At 36.9% G+C, this 15,238-nt stretch carries 14 protein-coding genes; 6 read left to right on the top strand and 8 right to left on the bottom strand.

Going from position 1 to position 15,238, the window contains the following annotated elements:
• Positions 1-354: 354 nt before the first annotated feature.
• The 6 genes from I5677_RS15240 to I5677_RS15215 all read left to right on the top strand — a co-directional run bounded on the left by I5677_RS15240 (position 355) and on the right by I5677_RS15215 (position 5,037).
• Positions 355-927: a manganese efflux pump MntP gene (locus tag I5677_RS15240; protein WP_197662506.1), complete on the top strand. Its 573-nt coding sequence runs from the start codon at positions 355-357 to the stop codon at positions 925-927.
• Between the two features lie 112 nt (positions 928-1,039).
• A complete protein-coding gene (locus tag I5677_RS15235; RefSeq protein WP_197662505.1) occupies positions 1,040-1,669 on the top strand; it encodes a GNAT family N-acetyltransferase in 630 nt (209 codons plus the stop codon).
• Positions 1,670-1,782: 113 nt separating this feature from the next.
• Positions 1,783-2,142 (top strand): hypothetical protein, encoded by a 360-nt coding sequence (locus I5677_RS15230; RefSeq protein ID WP_197662504.1) that lies wholly within the window; start codon positions 1,783-1,785, stop codon positions 2,140-2,142.
• A 26-nt stretch (positions 2,143-2,168) separates the two neighbouring features.
• On the top strand, positions 2,169-3,185 hold the full coding sequence (locus I5677_RS15225) for an SDR family oxidoreductase (protein ID WP_197662503.1): 1,017 nt from the start codon (positions 2,169-2,171) through the stop codon (positions 3,183-3,185).
• Positions 3,186-3,226: 41 nt separating this feature from the next.
• Positions 3,227-4,066: an HAD-IIB family hydrolase gene (locus tag I5677_RS15220; RefSeq protein ID WP_197662502.1), complete on the top strand. Its 840-nt coding sequence runs from the start codon at positions 3,227-3,229 to the stop codon at positions 4,064-4,066.
• A 122-nt stretch (positions 4,067-4,188) separates the two neighbouring features.
• Positions 4,189-5,037, top strand: coding sequence for an aldo/keto reductase (locus I5677_RS15215; RefSeq protein ID WP_197662501.1), 849 nt, complete (start codon positions 4,189-4,191; stop codon positions 5,035-5,037).
• A gap of 457 nt (positions 5,038-5,494) precedes the next feature.
• Here the strand turns inward: I5677_RS15215 and I5677_RS15210 are convergent, their stop codons facing one another.
• The 8 genes from I5677_RS15210 to I5677_RS15175 form a co-directional block, all read right to left on the bottom strand.
• Positions 5,495-6,124: a histidine phosphatase family protein gene (locus tag I5677_RS15210; RefSeq protein WP_197662500.1), complete on the bottom strand. Its 630-nt coding sequence runs from the start codon at positions 6,122-6,124 to the stop codon at positions 5,495-5,497.
• 128 nt (positions 6,125-6,252) lie between these two features.
• Positions 6,253-7,263: an aspartate--ammonia ligase gene (gene asnA / locus I5677_RS15205; RefSeq protein ID WP_334298807.1), complete on the bottom strand. Its 1,011-nt coding sequence runs from the start codon at positions 7,261-7,263 to the stop codon at positions 6,253-6,255.
• Between the two features lie 149 nt (positions 7,264-7,412).
• Positions 7,413-7,730, bottom strand: coding sequence for a hypothetical protein (locus I5677_RS15200; RefSeq protein WP_197662498.1), 318 nt, complete (start codon positions 7,728-7,730; stop codon positions 7,413-7,415).
• 325 nt (positions 7,731-8,055) lie between these two features.
• A complete protein-coding gene (gene mmsB, locus I5677_RS15195; protein WP_197662497.1) occupies positions 8,056-9,213 on the bottom strand; it encodes a multiple monosaccharide ABC transporter permease in 1,158 nt (385 codons plus the stop codon).
• 3 nt (positions 9,214-9,216) lie between these two features.
• Entirely contained in the window at positions 9,217-10,755 is a 1,539-nt protein-coding gene (gene mmsA, locus I5677_RS15190) for a multiple monosaccharide ABC transporter ATP-binding protein (RefSeq protein WP_197662496.1), read from the bottom strand.
• A 402-nt stretch (positions 10,756-11,157) separates the two neighbouring features.
• Positions 11,158-12,240: a multiple monosaccharide ABC transporter substrate-binding protein gene (gene chvE, locus I5677_RS15185; protein WP_197662495.1), complete on the bottom strand. Its 1,083-nt coding sequence runs from the start codon at positions 12,238-12,240 to the stop codon at positions 11,158-11,160.
• Between the two features lie 350 nt (positions 12,241-12,590).
• Positions 12,591-13,634: a sugar ABC transporter substrate-binding protein gene (locus I5677_RS15180; RefSeq protein WP_197662494.1), complete on the bottom strand. Its 1,044-nt coding sequence runs from the start codon at positions 13,632-13,634 to the stop codon at positions 12,591-12,593.
• A complete protein-coding gene (locus I5677_RS15175) occupies positions 13,634-15,226 on the bottom strand; it encodes a helix-turn-helix domain-containing protein (protein ID WP_197662493.1) in 1,593 nt (530 codons plus the stop codon). Before I5677_RS15175 ends, I5677_RS15180 begins: the two co-directional genes overlap by 1 nt.
• Between the last annotated feature and the right edge of the window lie 12 nt (positions 15,227-15,238).

Here is a 15,238-nt window from a genome sequence, read left to right as displayed (position 1 = left end):
GTTTGTGTTATTATTCGTCATAGAGAAACTCCTTTGTATTGGTGATTGATTGGCTTGGTCGTTAATTATTTTACCATAAGCCTTGGAGTTTCTCTATTTTATTTACACAAGATATTTTACACTATCAACAATTGCTTTACGATACTCTGTATTTCATACCTATGTTATATCATATAAATACTTTTTTCTATATCATAATATTTTAGTTATTTTATTATGCAAACAGGACTCATGTGTGGCGAGATGAATAATCCATGCATGAGCAATTTTTTACGTAGATAGTTTCTAAAACTCGTATGTTAAGAAGCTTACTTTCATCTGATTAATGTAATGAATTTATGGAAGGATATAGCAATGAATATAATTACTTCATTATTTCTGGCACTTGGTCTATCCGCTGATGCCTTTGCGGTCTCTGTAACAAATGGTATGTGCTGTTGCAGAATGAATAAAAAAAATGCAATTGCAACGGCATTTACTTTTGGATTTTTTCAGTGTATCATGCCGCTGATTGGTTACTTCTTAGGAAGTAACTTTACTCAGATTATTAATCGTTATCAGCATTGGGTAGCATTAATTTTACTCTCTTCTATTGGAATTAATATGATTACGGAGGCTATAAAGGAAAAAAACAACCCCGAAGAATTGGCCTGTCAAACAAAGAATATCTTTTCTGCCAAAAATTTAGTTTTACAAGGTATTGCGACCAGTATTGATGCATTAGCAGCAGGGGTTAGTATGCTGGCCATGAACCTTAATATCGTAACCACATCTGTATTTATTGGTCTAGTGACATTCCTTTGCTGTTGCTTTGGGATCTTTATGGGTCGTAAATTCGGTACCATTTTAGGTTTACGGGCAAGGTTTGTCGGCGGTTTTATCCTTATTGTAATCGGTTTGAAAATATTTATTGAACATTATATATAATTGGGCGAGTGTTATTTTCTTAATTTATATCTCTTTCACTGGATATTTACCTCATATTAGGGTTTATAATAAAGTTACATTAAAAACCGGAAGATAAGAAAGGAGCTTTCCTATGAGTTATGATTTATGCTTTCAAAATTTACCTCCCATGGAAACCGAACGACTGATACTTCGTCAGATTACCAATAGCAAATCCGACGGAAAGGACAGTTTGGAATTTATCAATGATTACAGTGTCTATCGTTTCTGGGGTTTATATGATGAAGCCAATGATACGGATGGGACCAAAAAACCTGAAACAGTTATTAAACTGGATTATCACTATCAGGCTACCATGGAGGAATACAAGGCAGGACGCGAGCTTACCTGGTTAATGGAATTAAAGGATTCGCATAAAGTGATTGGAGAAATCGTTTTATATGATTTTCATCTAAAGAAGCAGGCGGATATCGGTTATAGAATTAATAAAAACTATTGGGGTCAGGGATTTGCTTCGGAAGCCGGACAAGCTGTAGTAAAATTCGCCTTTGAATACATGGATCTAACCCGGCTTCAGATACGATGCTTCCATAATAATAAAGGTTCTGTTCGGGTTGCCGAAAAACTTGGTTTTCGCCAGGAGGGTTACATTAAAAAAGGAGTAATACTAAATGTTCAAACCGACTATTATATCTTCGGTTATTTAGTGGAGGAATACAGATTAAATCCCATTGATGATATGAAAGTAAAATTACTGGTATAGAATGCGGTAAGAAGCTTATAATACAAAATCAAATAACCTTCAACTAATAGATATCACCAAGCGTACACCCATGAATCAGATACGTGGGTAATTAATAATAAAGGATGGTAACTATGGATAAAAAAAGACTTTACACAATCGGAAAATGGAGTGCTGTTATACTTTTGATTTCTGGGAATTTCATTTCATACAGGCTGAATAATACACCGCTTAATCTAGTACTGGCACTTCTGGTATTTGCTTATTCTATTTATGAATTCTTTCTTTTTCTGAAAGTTAAAAAGCTAAATACTGCGATTAAGCTATATCTCTTTACCTTCTACCTGTTTGCTGTACTTACTTTGCTTACCGGTCTTCAAAGTCTACTAGTGGATAACTTTCAGGCTACGATTATCTGCGCACTTCTGGTTGTAGGAGATATCATACTTATTTTATTTACAATACATAGATTAGATAATTTCAATCAAAACTAAACTATATTATGGGAAGGAGTTTTCAAATGAAAGCATTATTTATTGGAGGTACCGGAACCATCAGTACGGCTATCACTGCCCTTGCACCACAATGTGACATTGAGTTATACCTTATTAACCGTGGAAACAAGATGGATTTAGTTCCGGAGGGTGTGAAAGTAATTCAGGCTGATATCAACAATGAAGCAGACATTAAAGACAAACTTAAAAATATGACATTTGATGTTGTCGCTCAGTTTATCGCATTTGACACGGATGCCCTAGAACGGGATTTTCGTCTGTTTGAAGGAAAAACAAAGCAATATATATTTATTAGCTCAGCTTCAGCCTATCAAAAACCCCTAGCAAGCCCATATATAACGGAGAGTACTCCCCTATCAAATCCTTACTGGGAATATTCCCGTAAGAAGATAGCCTGTGAGGAATATCTAATGAAGCAATACCGCGAAAACGGCTTCCCGGTAACAATTGTTCGTCCTAGCCATACTTATGGTGATTTTTCCGTGCCTTTGGCTATTCACGGTAAAAACGGTAGTTACAGCGTTATTGATCGTATTCGAAACGGTAAGAAAGTAATCATTCACGGAGATGGCAGTTCCCTTTGGACCTTAACACACAATACAGATTTTGCCAAAGCCTTTGTAGGTTTGATGGGTAATGTTCATGCTATTGGTGATACCGTTCATATAACCTCTGATGAAAGTCTTACCTGGAATCAGATTTATGAAATCATTGGCTCTGCACTGGGAGTAAAACCGAACATCGTCCATATTCCTTCAGAGACGTTGGCGAAAGCGGATCCAGAGCTGTCCGGCGGCCTTTTAGGAGATAAAACCCATACCGTTATTTTTGATAATACAAAAATTAAACGTTTAGTCCCTGGCTTTCAAGCAACGGTTCGCTTCGATCAGGGTATTCGAAAAACTCTTGCATATATTTTAAGCCATGAGGAACTTCAAAGTCCGGATCCCGAATTTGATACATGGACAGATCGGATGATACAGTTATACGAGGAGTATGAAGCTAAATTAAGTGAAATTTAGTTTCTTTTCTATACTCTATCATACGGAAGGATAATTCACTTATGAAAACCTTATATATCTCCGATTTAGACGGAACTTTACTGCAACCGAATGTCGAGTTGTCAGCGAATACCATTACAATTTTAAATGAGCTTATGAAGCAAGGAATGCATTTTACCGTTGCGACCGCAAGATCTCTGGCAACCGTGAAACCGATTCTTGCGGATGTTTCGATTCACTTACCAATTATTCTTATGAATGGTGTATGTATCTATGATCCGATGAAAAAAGACTATATTAAAGTAGAATATTTTAGCAAAACCAGCAGAGAAATTTTGATGGCACTGATAAGCAGCCATAATTTAAAGGGATTTGCATACGCTATTAAAGACGGAGTATTGGCAACTTATTATGAAGACCTTAGTAATAAAGCCCTGAAAGACTTCTATGAAGAAAGGGTCACGAAATACAAAAAGCCCTTTACACAGATAGAAAGTTTTTCTAGGCTAGCTGATGACCCTTTGATTTATTTTTCCTTAATGGATAAAAAAGAAGCCCTTCAGCAGGTATTTGAGGTTGTTTCTGAACTATCTGATTTAAACTGTGTCTTTTATAAGGATAATTACAGCAAGGATATGTGGTATCTTGAAATCTTTAGTATCTACGCTTCAAAATTCCACGCCGTACAATTTATTCGTAACTATCTGCAGCCGGAGACTATCGTATGCTTTGGGGATAATTTAAATGATATACCACTTTTTAATGCCAGTAATCGCACATACGCTGTAGCGAATGCCGTACCCGAATTAAAACAAAAGGCAGATGCCATCATAGACAGAAACACACAGGATGGTGTCGCCAGATGGCTAAAAAAGAATTTTAACTTGAATTCTGATGTGTAACTATATGATACTATTATTCTTGTTTTTCATTTTATTACAATGATATCCTAATAATAGGGCATACTAAAAAATGTGAGTAGAAAGTGGAAGTTGTTTTTCCATTTTAAAAGGAGGATATTGATATGAACAGTATACAGGATAGTTATGTATTATCCAATGGAGTGAAAATCCCTTGTGTAGGTTTTGGTACATGGAAGCTCTTAAATGATGAGCATACTGTTGATGTAGTAAAGACAGCCATAGACTGTGGATACAGGCACATAGATACTGCTTTTTCCTATAAAAATGATATAGCCGTCGGAAAGGCTATTCGTGAATGCGGTTTAAAGCGTTCAGAAATCTTTGTTACCAGCAAGCTGGATAATCCTAGTCATGGTTATGAGAATACCCTGAAGGAATTTGACATTACCATGAACAATCTGGGGATTGAATATCTGGATTTGTATTTGATTCATTGGCCCAGACCAATTATGTTTAGAGAAAACTGGAAAGCAGTTAACGAAGGAAGCTGGAAGGCATTTGAAGAATTGTATCAGTCCGGTAAAATCCGTGCAATCGGAGTGAGCAACTTTTTGGAGCATCATATTGATGCCTTGCTCGACACTGCAACCATTGCCCCTATGGTTGATCAGTTAGAGCTTCATCCCCAGTACGTGCAGGAAGATGCCGTTAATTATTGCAAAGACCATAGAATTATTGTAGAAGCCTGGAGTCCTTTGTTGAGGGGGCAGATGGATAATCCTTTACTGATTAATATTGCGAAAAAGTATAATAAATCCGTAGCCCAACTTCTTCTGCGTTGGAGTATCCAGCATGGTTTTCTACCACTTCCGAAGGCTTCCTCAGTCGATAGAATGAAAGAGAATGCTGATATCTTTGATTTCGAGATTTCTAAAGAAGATATTGAGGAAATGAAATCCTTGGAGTCTTTAGGCAGAACCGGAGCTCATCCAGATACAGCCCAGTTCTAGAATTTCAATAAATTACCAAAACAGCTCATTAATATTAAAGTTCACTTAATATTAATGAGCTATAGGCAAGAATAGGGGCATTCGCACTATAAAAGTGCAGGCCCTTTTTACATAATAATGTTTATCACATTTAAGTTTATATAAATAGCCTGTGATTATTATCCAACGAAAGACACGCTATTCTTTAAGTAATTTATGTGATAAACATTCCAGTTTTACGAGACGCCACTCGGGTTAAAAACTTAGAGACATCAAAGCTATTTAACCGAATGCGAAAAGCTAATCTTGAGAGAACCATAAGTAAGGAAGGCTGTGTGCTCAAAATCATCTGGATAAATCCTAAAATTGAGTAAAAAGGGAGCTGCCCACCAGCAGTTATGCAACCACTGGTGCGACAGCCCCCTTTCCTTGTACTGCTTATATTAATTAAATTATTAATAAAGTATTATATTTTAAATCACCAATTCCGGCGCAGAAGCTTTGGATGACTCTCTAAATGAGCAAAATCATTGAAACGTTCGAGATAAAACCGATCATAATCCGGATGATAAACCAATTGCGTAATACTGGTGTTTTCCAAGGAAACTCCGAATAAGAAACGTTTTGCCTGATTTTTACCGAACAGTGCTGCTAGCAATACTCTGATTGTACCCCCATGAGTTACCACTACTATGTTCTTCTTATCTCCTTGAACAAGCTCTTGAATCACAGGCATAGCTCTTTCGTATACCGAGGTTCCGTTCTCTCCACCCGGATATGGGATATCTTCCAGTAACTTATATTGTTCCTCTTTAAAATCTTTGTAATGTTCATTATTATACTCATCGCTTTTACCTTCCATGAAACCAAAGGATATCTCCCGTAGTTCCTCCTTTATCATATGAGGAAGATGCAGGGACTGGTTGATAATCTTTGCAGTCTCCACTGCACGAATGAGATTACTGGAATATAGAGCATCAATATTATACCTTGTCAAACGTTCCCTTAATTGTTCCGCTTGTGCACGACCTTCTGTGGATAATTCCACATCCACATTACACAATGAACTATTCTGTCTACCATGACGAATGAGATATAAATTTACCATCAGTATATCACCACCTTATCCTATTGGAGATATGACAGCCACCTGATTTATTGACATCCATATGTATGCAGGCCTTAACATGAGGATTTATACTTAATATCAGGGGTTAACTTCTATCTTTTTGATTTCTATAGAAGGGGAAGACCTTTACTATCCGTTTCTTCTATTACATCTTCCGGCCATACAGAGGATTGGACCTCTCCGATATGAGCTTTGCGTAGATAAAACATACAAATTCTTGATTGTCCGATACCACCGCCAATGGTATAGGGAAGTTCTCTATTTAATAATGCCTTTTGGAACGGAAGCTCTGCTCTTTCCATGCATCCACTTATTTCAAGCTGCTTACGAAGGGAATCTTCATCCACACGAATACCCATGGAGGATAGCTCCAGAGCCATGTCAAGAACCGGATAATAAACAATGATATCACCGTTTAATAACCAGTCATCATAATCCGGTGCTCTACCATCATGTCTTTCTCCGGACTGTAATGCTCCACCGATCTGCATAATAAAGACAGCTCCCTTTTCCTTTGCAATAATATTTTCTCTTTCCTTCGGAGAAAGGTTAGGATACCGATCCTCCAACTCCTGAGAAGTAACAAAAGAAATCTCCTGCGGTAGTATTTCATGAATATACTCATATTTATCGGCTATATATTTCTCGGTATTTTTCAAAGCCTCATAAACCTTACAAACTACAGCCTTCAAGGTATCCAAATTACGTTCACTTTTATCGATTATTTTCTCCCAATCCCATTGGTCAACAAAAATGGAATGAATATTATCCGTATCTTCATCCCTACGAATCGCATTCATATCTGTATAAAGACCTTCACCCTGTGAGAAACCATAGCGCTTTAAAGCCTGTCTTTTCCATTTTGCCAAGGAATGCACAATTTCAACAACTGCATCGTCTTGTTCTTTCACTCCAAAGCTAACCGGCCTTTCAACTCCATTCAAATTATCATTAAGACCTGTTTCCGGTTTTACAAATAAAGGCGCTGATACTCTTGTAAGATTAAGTTGTTTTGCCAGTTCTCTTTCAAAGAAATCCTTTACATATTTGATTCCAATTTCTGTTTCCTTAATATCAATTGCCGGCTTATAGCCCTCAGGGATAATTAATTTCATTATCCTACCTCCCATTCTGGTTTATATACTCATAATTTATAAACGTGCTCATAACCTCTCAATAAATACAACATTAAAGGTTGTATGAAATATGCTATGTAGCACATTTTACATTTTTATTCATGCTTTGTCAATCATATGCAGGTCATACATTACTTGTTCTGTCTCTTCAATTCATAGATGTCATTATAAACAGCCATCATAATACCGAATACGTCCTCTCCAATTAATCCTCTGTTATGAGCATATTCTACCAAAAAACAGGAATAAGCCACAAATTTAAAGTGTCGAAATAATAATTGATAATTTTCTGCTTCATAATATCGTTTGATAATATTCCAATTATGATCTGATAATTCTTTTACTGCATCATCTGTTTTATTTTGAAGTATCTCTTTTATCTCTTCTATCTTAGTTTCCATAAATAATCCCTTTAACTCTAAATCCAGTTCAGCAATTTCTTCATTCACTGTTTATTACCTCCTTATGACGTATCTTTACTTTACCTAATTATTATTCGTATCTATTTTAATTCTAGTCAACAACATGAAAAGCATAAAAATACAATTTCTATCCAATAAATATAACAACTGCATCTATTCTATCATTTTTCATAAAAGATGGAAAGTCTTAAATCATAAGAAAATTAACGCGTTCATATGTCATTGGCTGTAGGAAGCGTCGAAAACACATGCGGCATAACTGTCCCGAGTAATAACGGCTGCCATCAATCAGCATACAAACAGGCAGCCGACTAACCCGGCTGCCTATATATATAAGGAAAGATAAATGAAATTAAGCGTTTTTGCTTCTACGTTTTGATATTACGTCAAATGCTACAGCGGCCAATAATACAAGACCTAACACCACTTTTTGAACATTAGAGTCAATACCCATGATGGACATACCGTTATTTAGTACACCCATGAAGATTGCACCGATTACAACTCCCGGTACGGTACCGATTCCACCATAAGCGGAAGCACCACCAATGAAGCAGGCTCCGATAGCGACCAACTCATAGTTTGTTCCCGCGGTAGGGGCTGCTGAATTAAATCGGGCTACACACATTAAGGCTGCCACTGCACTTAAGAAGGACATATTAACATATGCTAAGAATAATACCTTATTGGTTTTTATTCCGCTAAGCTTCGCAGCCTTCTCATTGCCACCCATAGCATACAGATAACGTCCCGGAACTGTTTTTGTTGTATAATATCCATAGATGATTACAACTACGGAAAGTAATATTAAAATCATTGGAAAACCATTATGTCTTCCTAAGGTTACGGTCAATGCAATGATAACTCCGCAGATTGCGACGGTCTTTATCAATGTAGATATAAGATTTTCCAGTTCATAACCTTTACGTTTCTTATTAATCCTGCTGATAATTTGTAATGCAATAATGACAAGACATATCACAACACCAATTAATACACTGACTACATTAAACTCTCCCTCAAATACATCGGGTACATAACTATTAAACAGTTTCAGATAATTCTGTGGAAAGTTCGATATGGTTAATCCGTCTAGTACGATTAATGCTACACCTCTCCATAGCATCATACCTGCTAAGGTAACGATAAACGCAGGAATTCGAACGAATGCGATCCAAAAGCCCTGCCACACACCGATTAAGATACCTACAGCAAGACAAATCAGAATGGATAACCAAATATTCAATTCCATATTTACAATTAAGGTCCCCGCAATGGCTCCTACTAACGCAACTACGGATCCAACCGATAAATCGATATTACCACCGGTCAGGATACAGATTAGCATACCAACTGCCAATACTACGACATAGCCGTTTTGTGAAATCAGATTGGTCACATTCTGTGGTACCAGTAGAGTTCCTTCTGTTCCTATCGCAAATATGATGGTAATTACGACCAATGCAACCAGCATTATATTCTTTTTTAATAGCTCTCTTGCCTTAACCATTGTTTACACTCCTTTACTTGATTTCAAAATTTGTCCCATGATAAGCTCCTGTGTCGCTTCCTCTTTCATCACTTCTCCGACCATTCGGCCTTCATTCATGATATATATTCGGTCACACATACCAAGGAGCTCCGGCAGCTCTGAGGAAATCAAAAGAATTGATTTTCCTTCTGCAACTAACTGGTTGATAATACAATATATTTCATATTTCGCACCAACATCAATACCACGAGTCGGTTCATCAAGTATTAAAATATCCGGATCTGCAAACATCCACTTACCTACTAATACCTTCTGTTGATTACCACCGCTAAGATTACCTACTACTTGTTCCATGGAGGTACATTTTGTTTTAAGCTTTTGAATATAATCATTTGCAGCGATTACTTCCAGATCTTTATCGATAATGCCATTTTTACTTACTTTATCCATTTTTGCAAGGGTAGTATTAATACGGATAGGATTATCAAGGATTAAACCGTCCCCTTTTCTGTCTTCCGTAATGTAAGCAAGTTTTTTATCAATTGCTTGTCTGGTATTTTTCAGATTTACTTCTTGGCTATCAATCAAAAGTGTACCGGATATATTCGTTCCATAGCTTTTTCCAAAAATACTTAGCGCCAGTTCGGTACGTCCTGCACCCATCAGACCGGCAATACCAACCACCTCGCCTTTTCTGACATGGAATGATACATCATCTACTACTTTGCGGCCATGATAAAGGGGATGATATACATTCCAATTACGAACCTCAAGTCCAATCTCACCGATATGGGACTCACTCCTCTTCGGAAATCGATCTATAAGTTCACGTCCTACCATACCACGGATTATCCTCTCTTCACTGATATCATCCGTTTTGTTATTTAAGGTCTCTATCGTTGCTCCGTCACGAATGATAGTGATCTTATCCGCAACATACGAAATCTCATTTAACTTATGAGATATTATAATCGAAGTCAATCCTTCCTTCTTGAACTGCAGTAATAAATCCAATAGTTTTCTTGAATCTGCTTCATTTAAGGAAGCTGTGGGTTCATCCAGAATTAATAATTTAACGTTTTTCGCCAGTGCCTTTGCAATTTCTACTAACTGCTGTTTGCCAACACCAATATCTTTTACTAAAGTTCTTGATGGTTCTCGAAGACCAACCGTATTCAGAAGTTCATTTGCCTTCGTGTAGGTTTCTTCCCAATTGATACCATACCTTAAACCTCTCTCATTACCAAGGAACATATTCTCCCCAATTGTCATATAAGGAACCAAGGCGAGTTCCTGATGAATGATTACAATTCCCTTTTCTTCACTATCCTTAATTTCACTAAATCTACATTCTTCTCCCTGATATAAAATCTCGCCTTCATAGCTTCCGTATGGATAGATACCGCTTAACACATTCATAAGTGTTGATTTTCCGGCACCGTTTTCTCCAACTAAAGCATGTATTTCTCCTTCTTCTACTTGAAGATTAACATTATCTAAAGCCTTAACTCCGGGGAAGCGTTTGGTTATATTTCTCATTTCAAGCATCATATTCGCCATTAAAACCCCTCCTCTCACAATGCGTCTCAATGCCAATAAAATTGGCATTGCCTGTCTTGTCAGACATTTTACCTTTAACTAATAGGCCATCTATAAGTATGCTGTTTATATTGCGAACATTTCATTCTTTTGTAAGGCTACATGGATTTACTAAGAATGAATGTCTCTTATCAGATAAAAGGTGTTGCTAATGCTTACATGAATGAGATTCCTTGCAGACCCTGCCTGGAATGACAACATGGTCATTCATTATGCAACACCTTATCTAATATCTTAAATTATAAAGTAAGTGTCAATCTTACCTTCCGTACTCCCTGTACAATCTACTACTATGCAAGCTAGTTTACTAAAGATGTTCATTGTATTCTGAAATGTGGCAGTACCTTTTGACAAACTAATAAATTATTTTAATTGATCCTCTGTGTAGTATCCGGAGTCAATTAATAATTCCTTATAATTGGATGCATCTGCAAATACAGGCTCGCAAAGATAAGTAGGGATGATACCGGTTCCGTTATCATAGGTTTCCTTATCATTCACAGGAACTTCATCGCCGGATAAAATTGCATCAACCATTTCAACTACTTTCGCAGCCAGATCACGAGTATCCTTAAAGATTGACATGGACTGTAAGCCAGCAAGAATGTTCTTAGTGGAAGAGATGTCACAATCCTGTCCTGTAATAATCGGCATATTGTCTGCAGTGTAGCCTGCACCAACTAAAGCATTAGTAATACCTTGTGCGCAGGAGTCATTGGAGGAGTATACTACATCTAGTTTTGTTCCATCCGCATAATTTGCTGTGATCAAGTTCTCCATACGCTTCTGAGCTTCTTCTGTTGACCAGTTAAGAGTCGCTACTTCTTCAAATGCTCTTTGACCGGAAGGAATTACTAATTTACCACTGTCAATATAAGGATTTAATACATCCATTGCTCCGCCGAAGAAGAAACGGGCATTATTGTCATCCGGTGAACCGGTAAATAACTCGATATTAAAAGGTCCTGCCTGATTATCAAGATCTAACTGATCTACGATATACTGGCCTTGAATGGTTCCAACCATATAGTTATCAAAGGTTGCGTAATAAGAAACTGCGTCAGTATCCATGATTAAACGGTCATACGCAATTACAGGGATATCTTTATTCTTAGCCTCTTCTAAAACAGTTCCTAAAGAACCGCCATCGATGGAAGCGATAACCAGAACATCAACACCATTGGTAATCATGTTCTCAATTTGGGATACCTGCGTAGCAATATCATTATTAGCATACTGTAAATCTACTGAATATCCTGCTGCCTCTAATTCTTTCTTCATATTAGCACCGTCTTGGTTCCAACGTTGTAAATCTTTTGTAGGCATTGCAACACCAACTTTTTTTGCACCGTCCTTGGATGCAGTCTCGGAATCTTTACCGCAGGCTGCCAGTAAGGATGATACCAGCATAACGCATAATACAATACTGAATAGCTTTTTCTTCATATTAAATCCTCCCTTGAATTTGTTATTTAACTGCTACACAAAAAATATATCATATAGCAGATAGGACTAACTTGCGATATACTGTATATTTTAATATACGACTGTCCAAAAAATTCCAGATAAATTATGTCATAACAAAAAAATGCTAATGATAAAACAATATTGTCCTATCACTAACATTTTAGATTAATTCCTATTTTCCTTCATTCAATTAATTATTGCGATAACTATAATAAGGAGCTTCGAACTATAGTTTTGATGTTATCTAAAATTATATGTTCTATGGAATCCACTTTGGTTAGTACAACCCGGATTTCGTGTATTTTGTAGCATTGATTTGTGTATTGATTTTACTCCAATGCTTCGGGTACATTCAGATAAACATCTTCTTCATAATGAAACCCACCACCAATAATAACTTCATCAATATTTTCTTTCGTAACCGCAATTGGCTCCAGCTTCACATAAGGCACCTCATAACTGCCATCATTGATTGTTTCCTTCACATCAATATCCTCACCCTTAGCCAGTTTCACTGCATATTCAGCCGCGCTTTTTGCCAATTTATCCACAGGCTTGAATACTGTCATCGTTTGTGTGCCTTCAACAATTCTCTGGCAGGCTGCCAACTCTGCATCCTGTCCTGTTACTATCACTTCCCCAGCCATCCGGTTTTCCGACAACGCCTTAACTGCCTGACTTGCTAAATTATCATTTCCACATAGAACACCGTCAATTTGCTCTGTAATACTTAAAGCTGCATTCACAGCTCTATATCCTTCCTCTGCCAACCAGCCCTTAGCATAGACAGAGTTTATGATATTTAAATCACTGTCCTCAATCACTTCATTAAAGCCTTTTTCTACCAGTTGTACGTTATGATCAGATGTCGGACCAAAGATAGTTATAATATTTCCTTGGCTAGGTACATCCTTTACCAAAGTATTAGCCATAAGTCTCCCAACCTCTTCATTATCAAAGGAAATATATAAATCAGCGTTGGTATTACGTACCAGTCGATCATAGGCGATTACTATAATTCCTTCTTCTTTTGCTTTTTTGAGTACATCAGCGCATGCTTCGGAATCTACTGCTATCAATACAATTACATCCACCTTCTTATCAATAAAATATTCGATTTGAGATTTCTGTTTATTGATATCTCCATTCGCATTTTGCACGTTTACTTCTGCTCCCAGCTCTTTCGCTGTAAATACGAATACCTCCCGGTCTCTTTGCCATCTTTCAATTACAAAGGAATCAAAGGATAACCCAATTTGAATTTTCTGCTCTTTGTCATCCACTTCCTTCGTATTCTTTTCACCGTCCTTACAACCGGACATACTAAAAGCTACCATAATAAAAATTAACAGTACAGCACCTTTTCTTCTCATTATACCCTCTCCCTGAATTCCGTAGGTGTCAATCCCACATATTTTTTAAAGATACGGCTGAAATAATTCGGGTCACTGTATCCTGTGTCAACACAGATGTTCTTGATACTTACGTCTTTATTCTGAAGCAGTTTCTTTGCTTTCTCAATTCTTAATCCGGTTAGATACTCAATAAAGTTCTCTCCTGTCTCCTCCTTAAATAATTTACTAAAATAATAAGGACTGATATCCACAATTCTGGATACATCATCTAAAGATACATCCTTGGAATAGTTTTCTTCCATATAGGCTTTTGCTTTAGTTATCACACTGCAGGCTTGTTCTTCTTTTTTAGTATTAATATTTCGACATGCCTCAGTTATCTTATCAAGGAACCAATGACGTAATTGCTCATAATTATTGATTTGAATTAAAGTGTTAAGATATCCTGAACGATATTTAAAATAATAGGTCATACCACCGCTTAGAAAGGCTCTCTGCTCTGCAAATAAAATAAATTCAAGTACTTTTAATTTAATATCCATCTCACAATTGGGATAATGCTCTATCATCCAGTTAAAGAAAAGATTCGCTTCTGTCTTCGTCCCTTCCATATCTCCCTTGTCGATCATATCAAAGAGCGCCTGTTCGATGTCAATTGGATATTCGCCGTCATATTCACAGCCTATGGCAAGGTCCTTAACATGAGCTACCCTGCTTTTACTGTTACGAACAGCATTCATTGCTTCTTTATAGGAAATATATAATTTATTTAAAGGTGTAACGGATCCTATGCCTACTTTAAATGCTACATCAATCCGTTTCGTCAGATCCCGTATCAGTTTTCTTGCATTTTCAATTAACGTGGTTCGATCATCATACTCTAATTGTGATTTGGAGCTGGGAAGAAAAACTCCGATTTTATTCACCATGATCGGACCTACGATACAATTAAGCTCAGCCTTTAAGCTTTCTCGGATAATTGTATAAAAGGACTGTGCCTTTACACTGATACCGACCGGATTCGTAAGCACCCCGTCAACCAATGCATCTCCAAATTCGAATACCATAATCATACCGTAATCATCCTGAATACTAAGAAGATTTTTAAAATTCCATATCTCCCTTGATAAATCATCCCCTGATAATACCGCATAGATAAAGTCACTTTCTATGATCGGAACTACAATTTCTAATTTCTCACGAATTAACAAATCATTGCTGCGCTTTTTACGATCTGTCTCTATCACATTCATAGCTCTTTGTAGAACGCTGACAATTACTGTATGATTGACCGGCTTGGTCAAATATTCCATTACTCCAAGATTGATAGCCTCTTTTGCATAATTAAATTTATCAAAAGCTGTCATTACAATAAAGAGGACTGACTTATTCGTCTTTCTGATTTCCTTCATTGCTTCAATTCCGTTAATACCCGGCATATGAATATCCATAATGGCGATATCCGGTTGAAATTTCTCTGCCAGCTCAATAACGCTTCTTCCGGTAGATGCATGCTCTACAAGACAATCTTTGCTAAAATTCTTTTCTATGATAAAACGTAAGGAATCAATTACAATTCCCTCATCATCTGCCAACATAATCTTATACATACTTAACATCTC

The organism is Mobilitalea sibirica (assembly GCF_015999265.1).
Taxonomy (GTDB): Bacteria; Bacillota; Clostridia; order Lachnospirales; family Lachnospiraceae; genus Mobilitalea; species Mobilitalea sibirica.
Note: the sequence above shows the minus strand (reverse complement) of the source record. Positions and strands in the feature narration are given on the sequence as shown.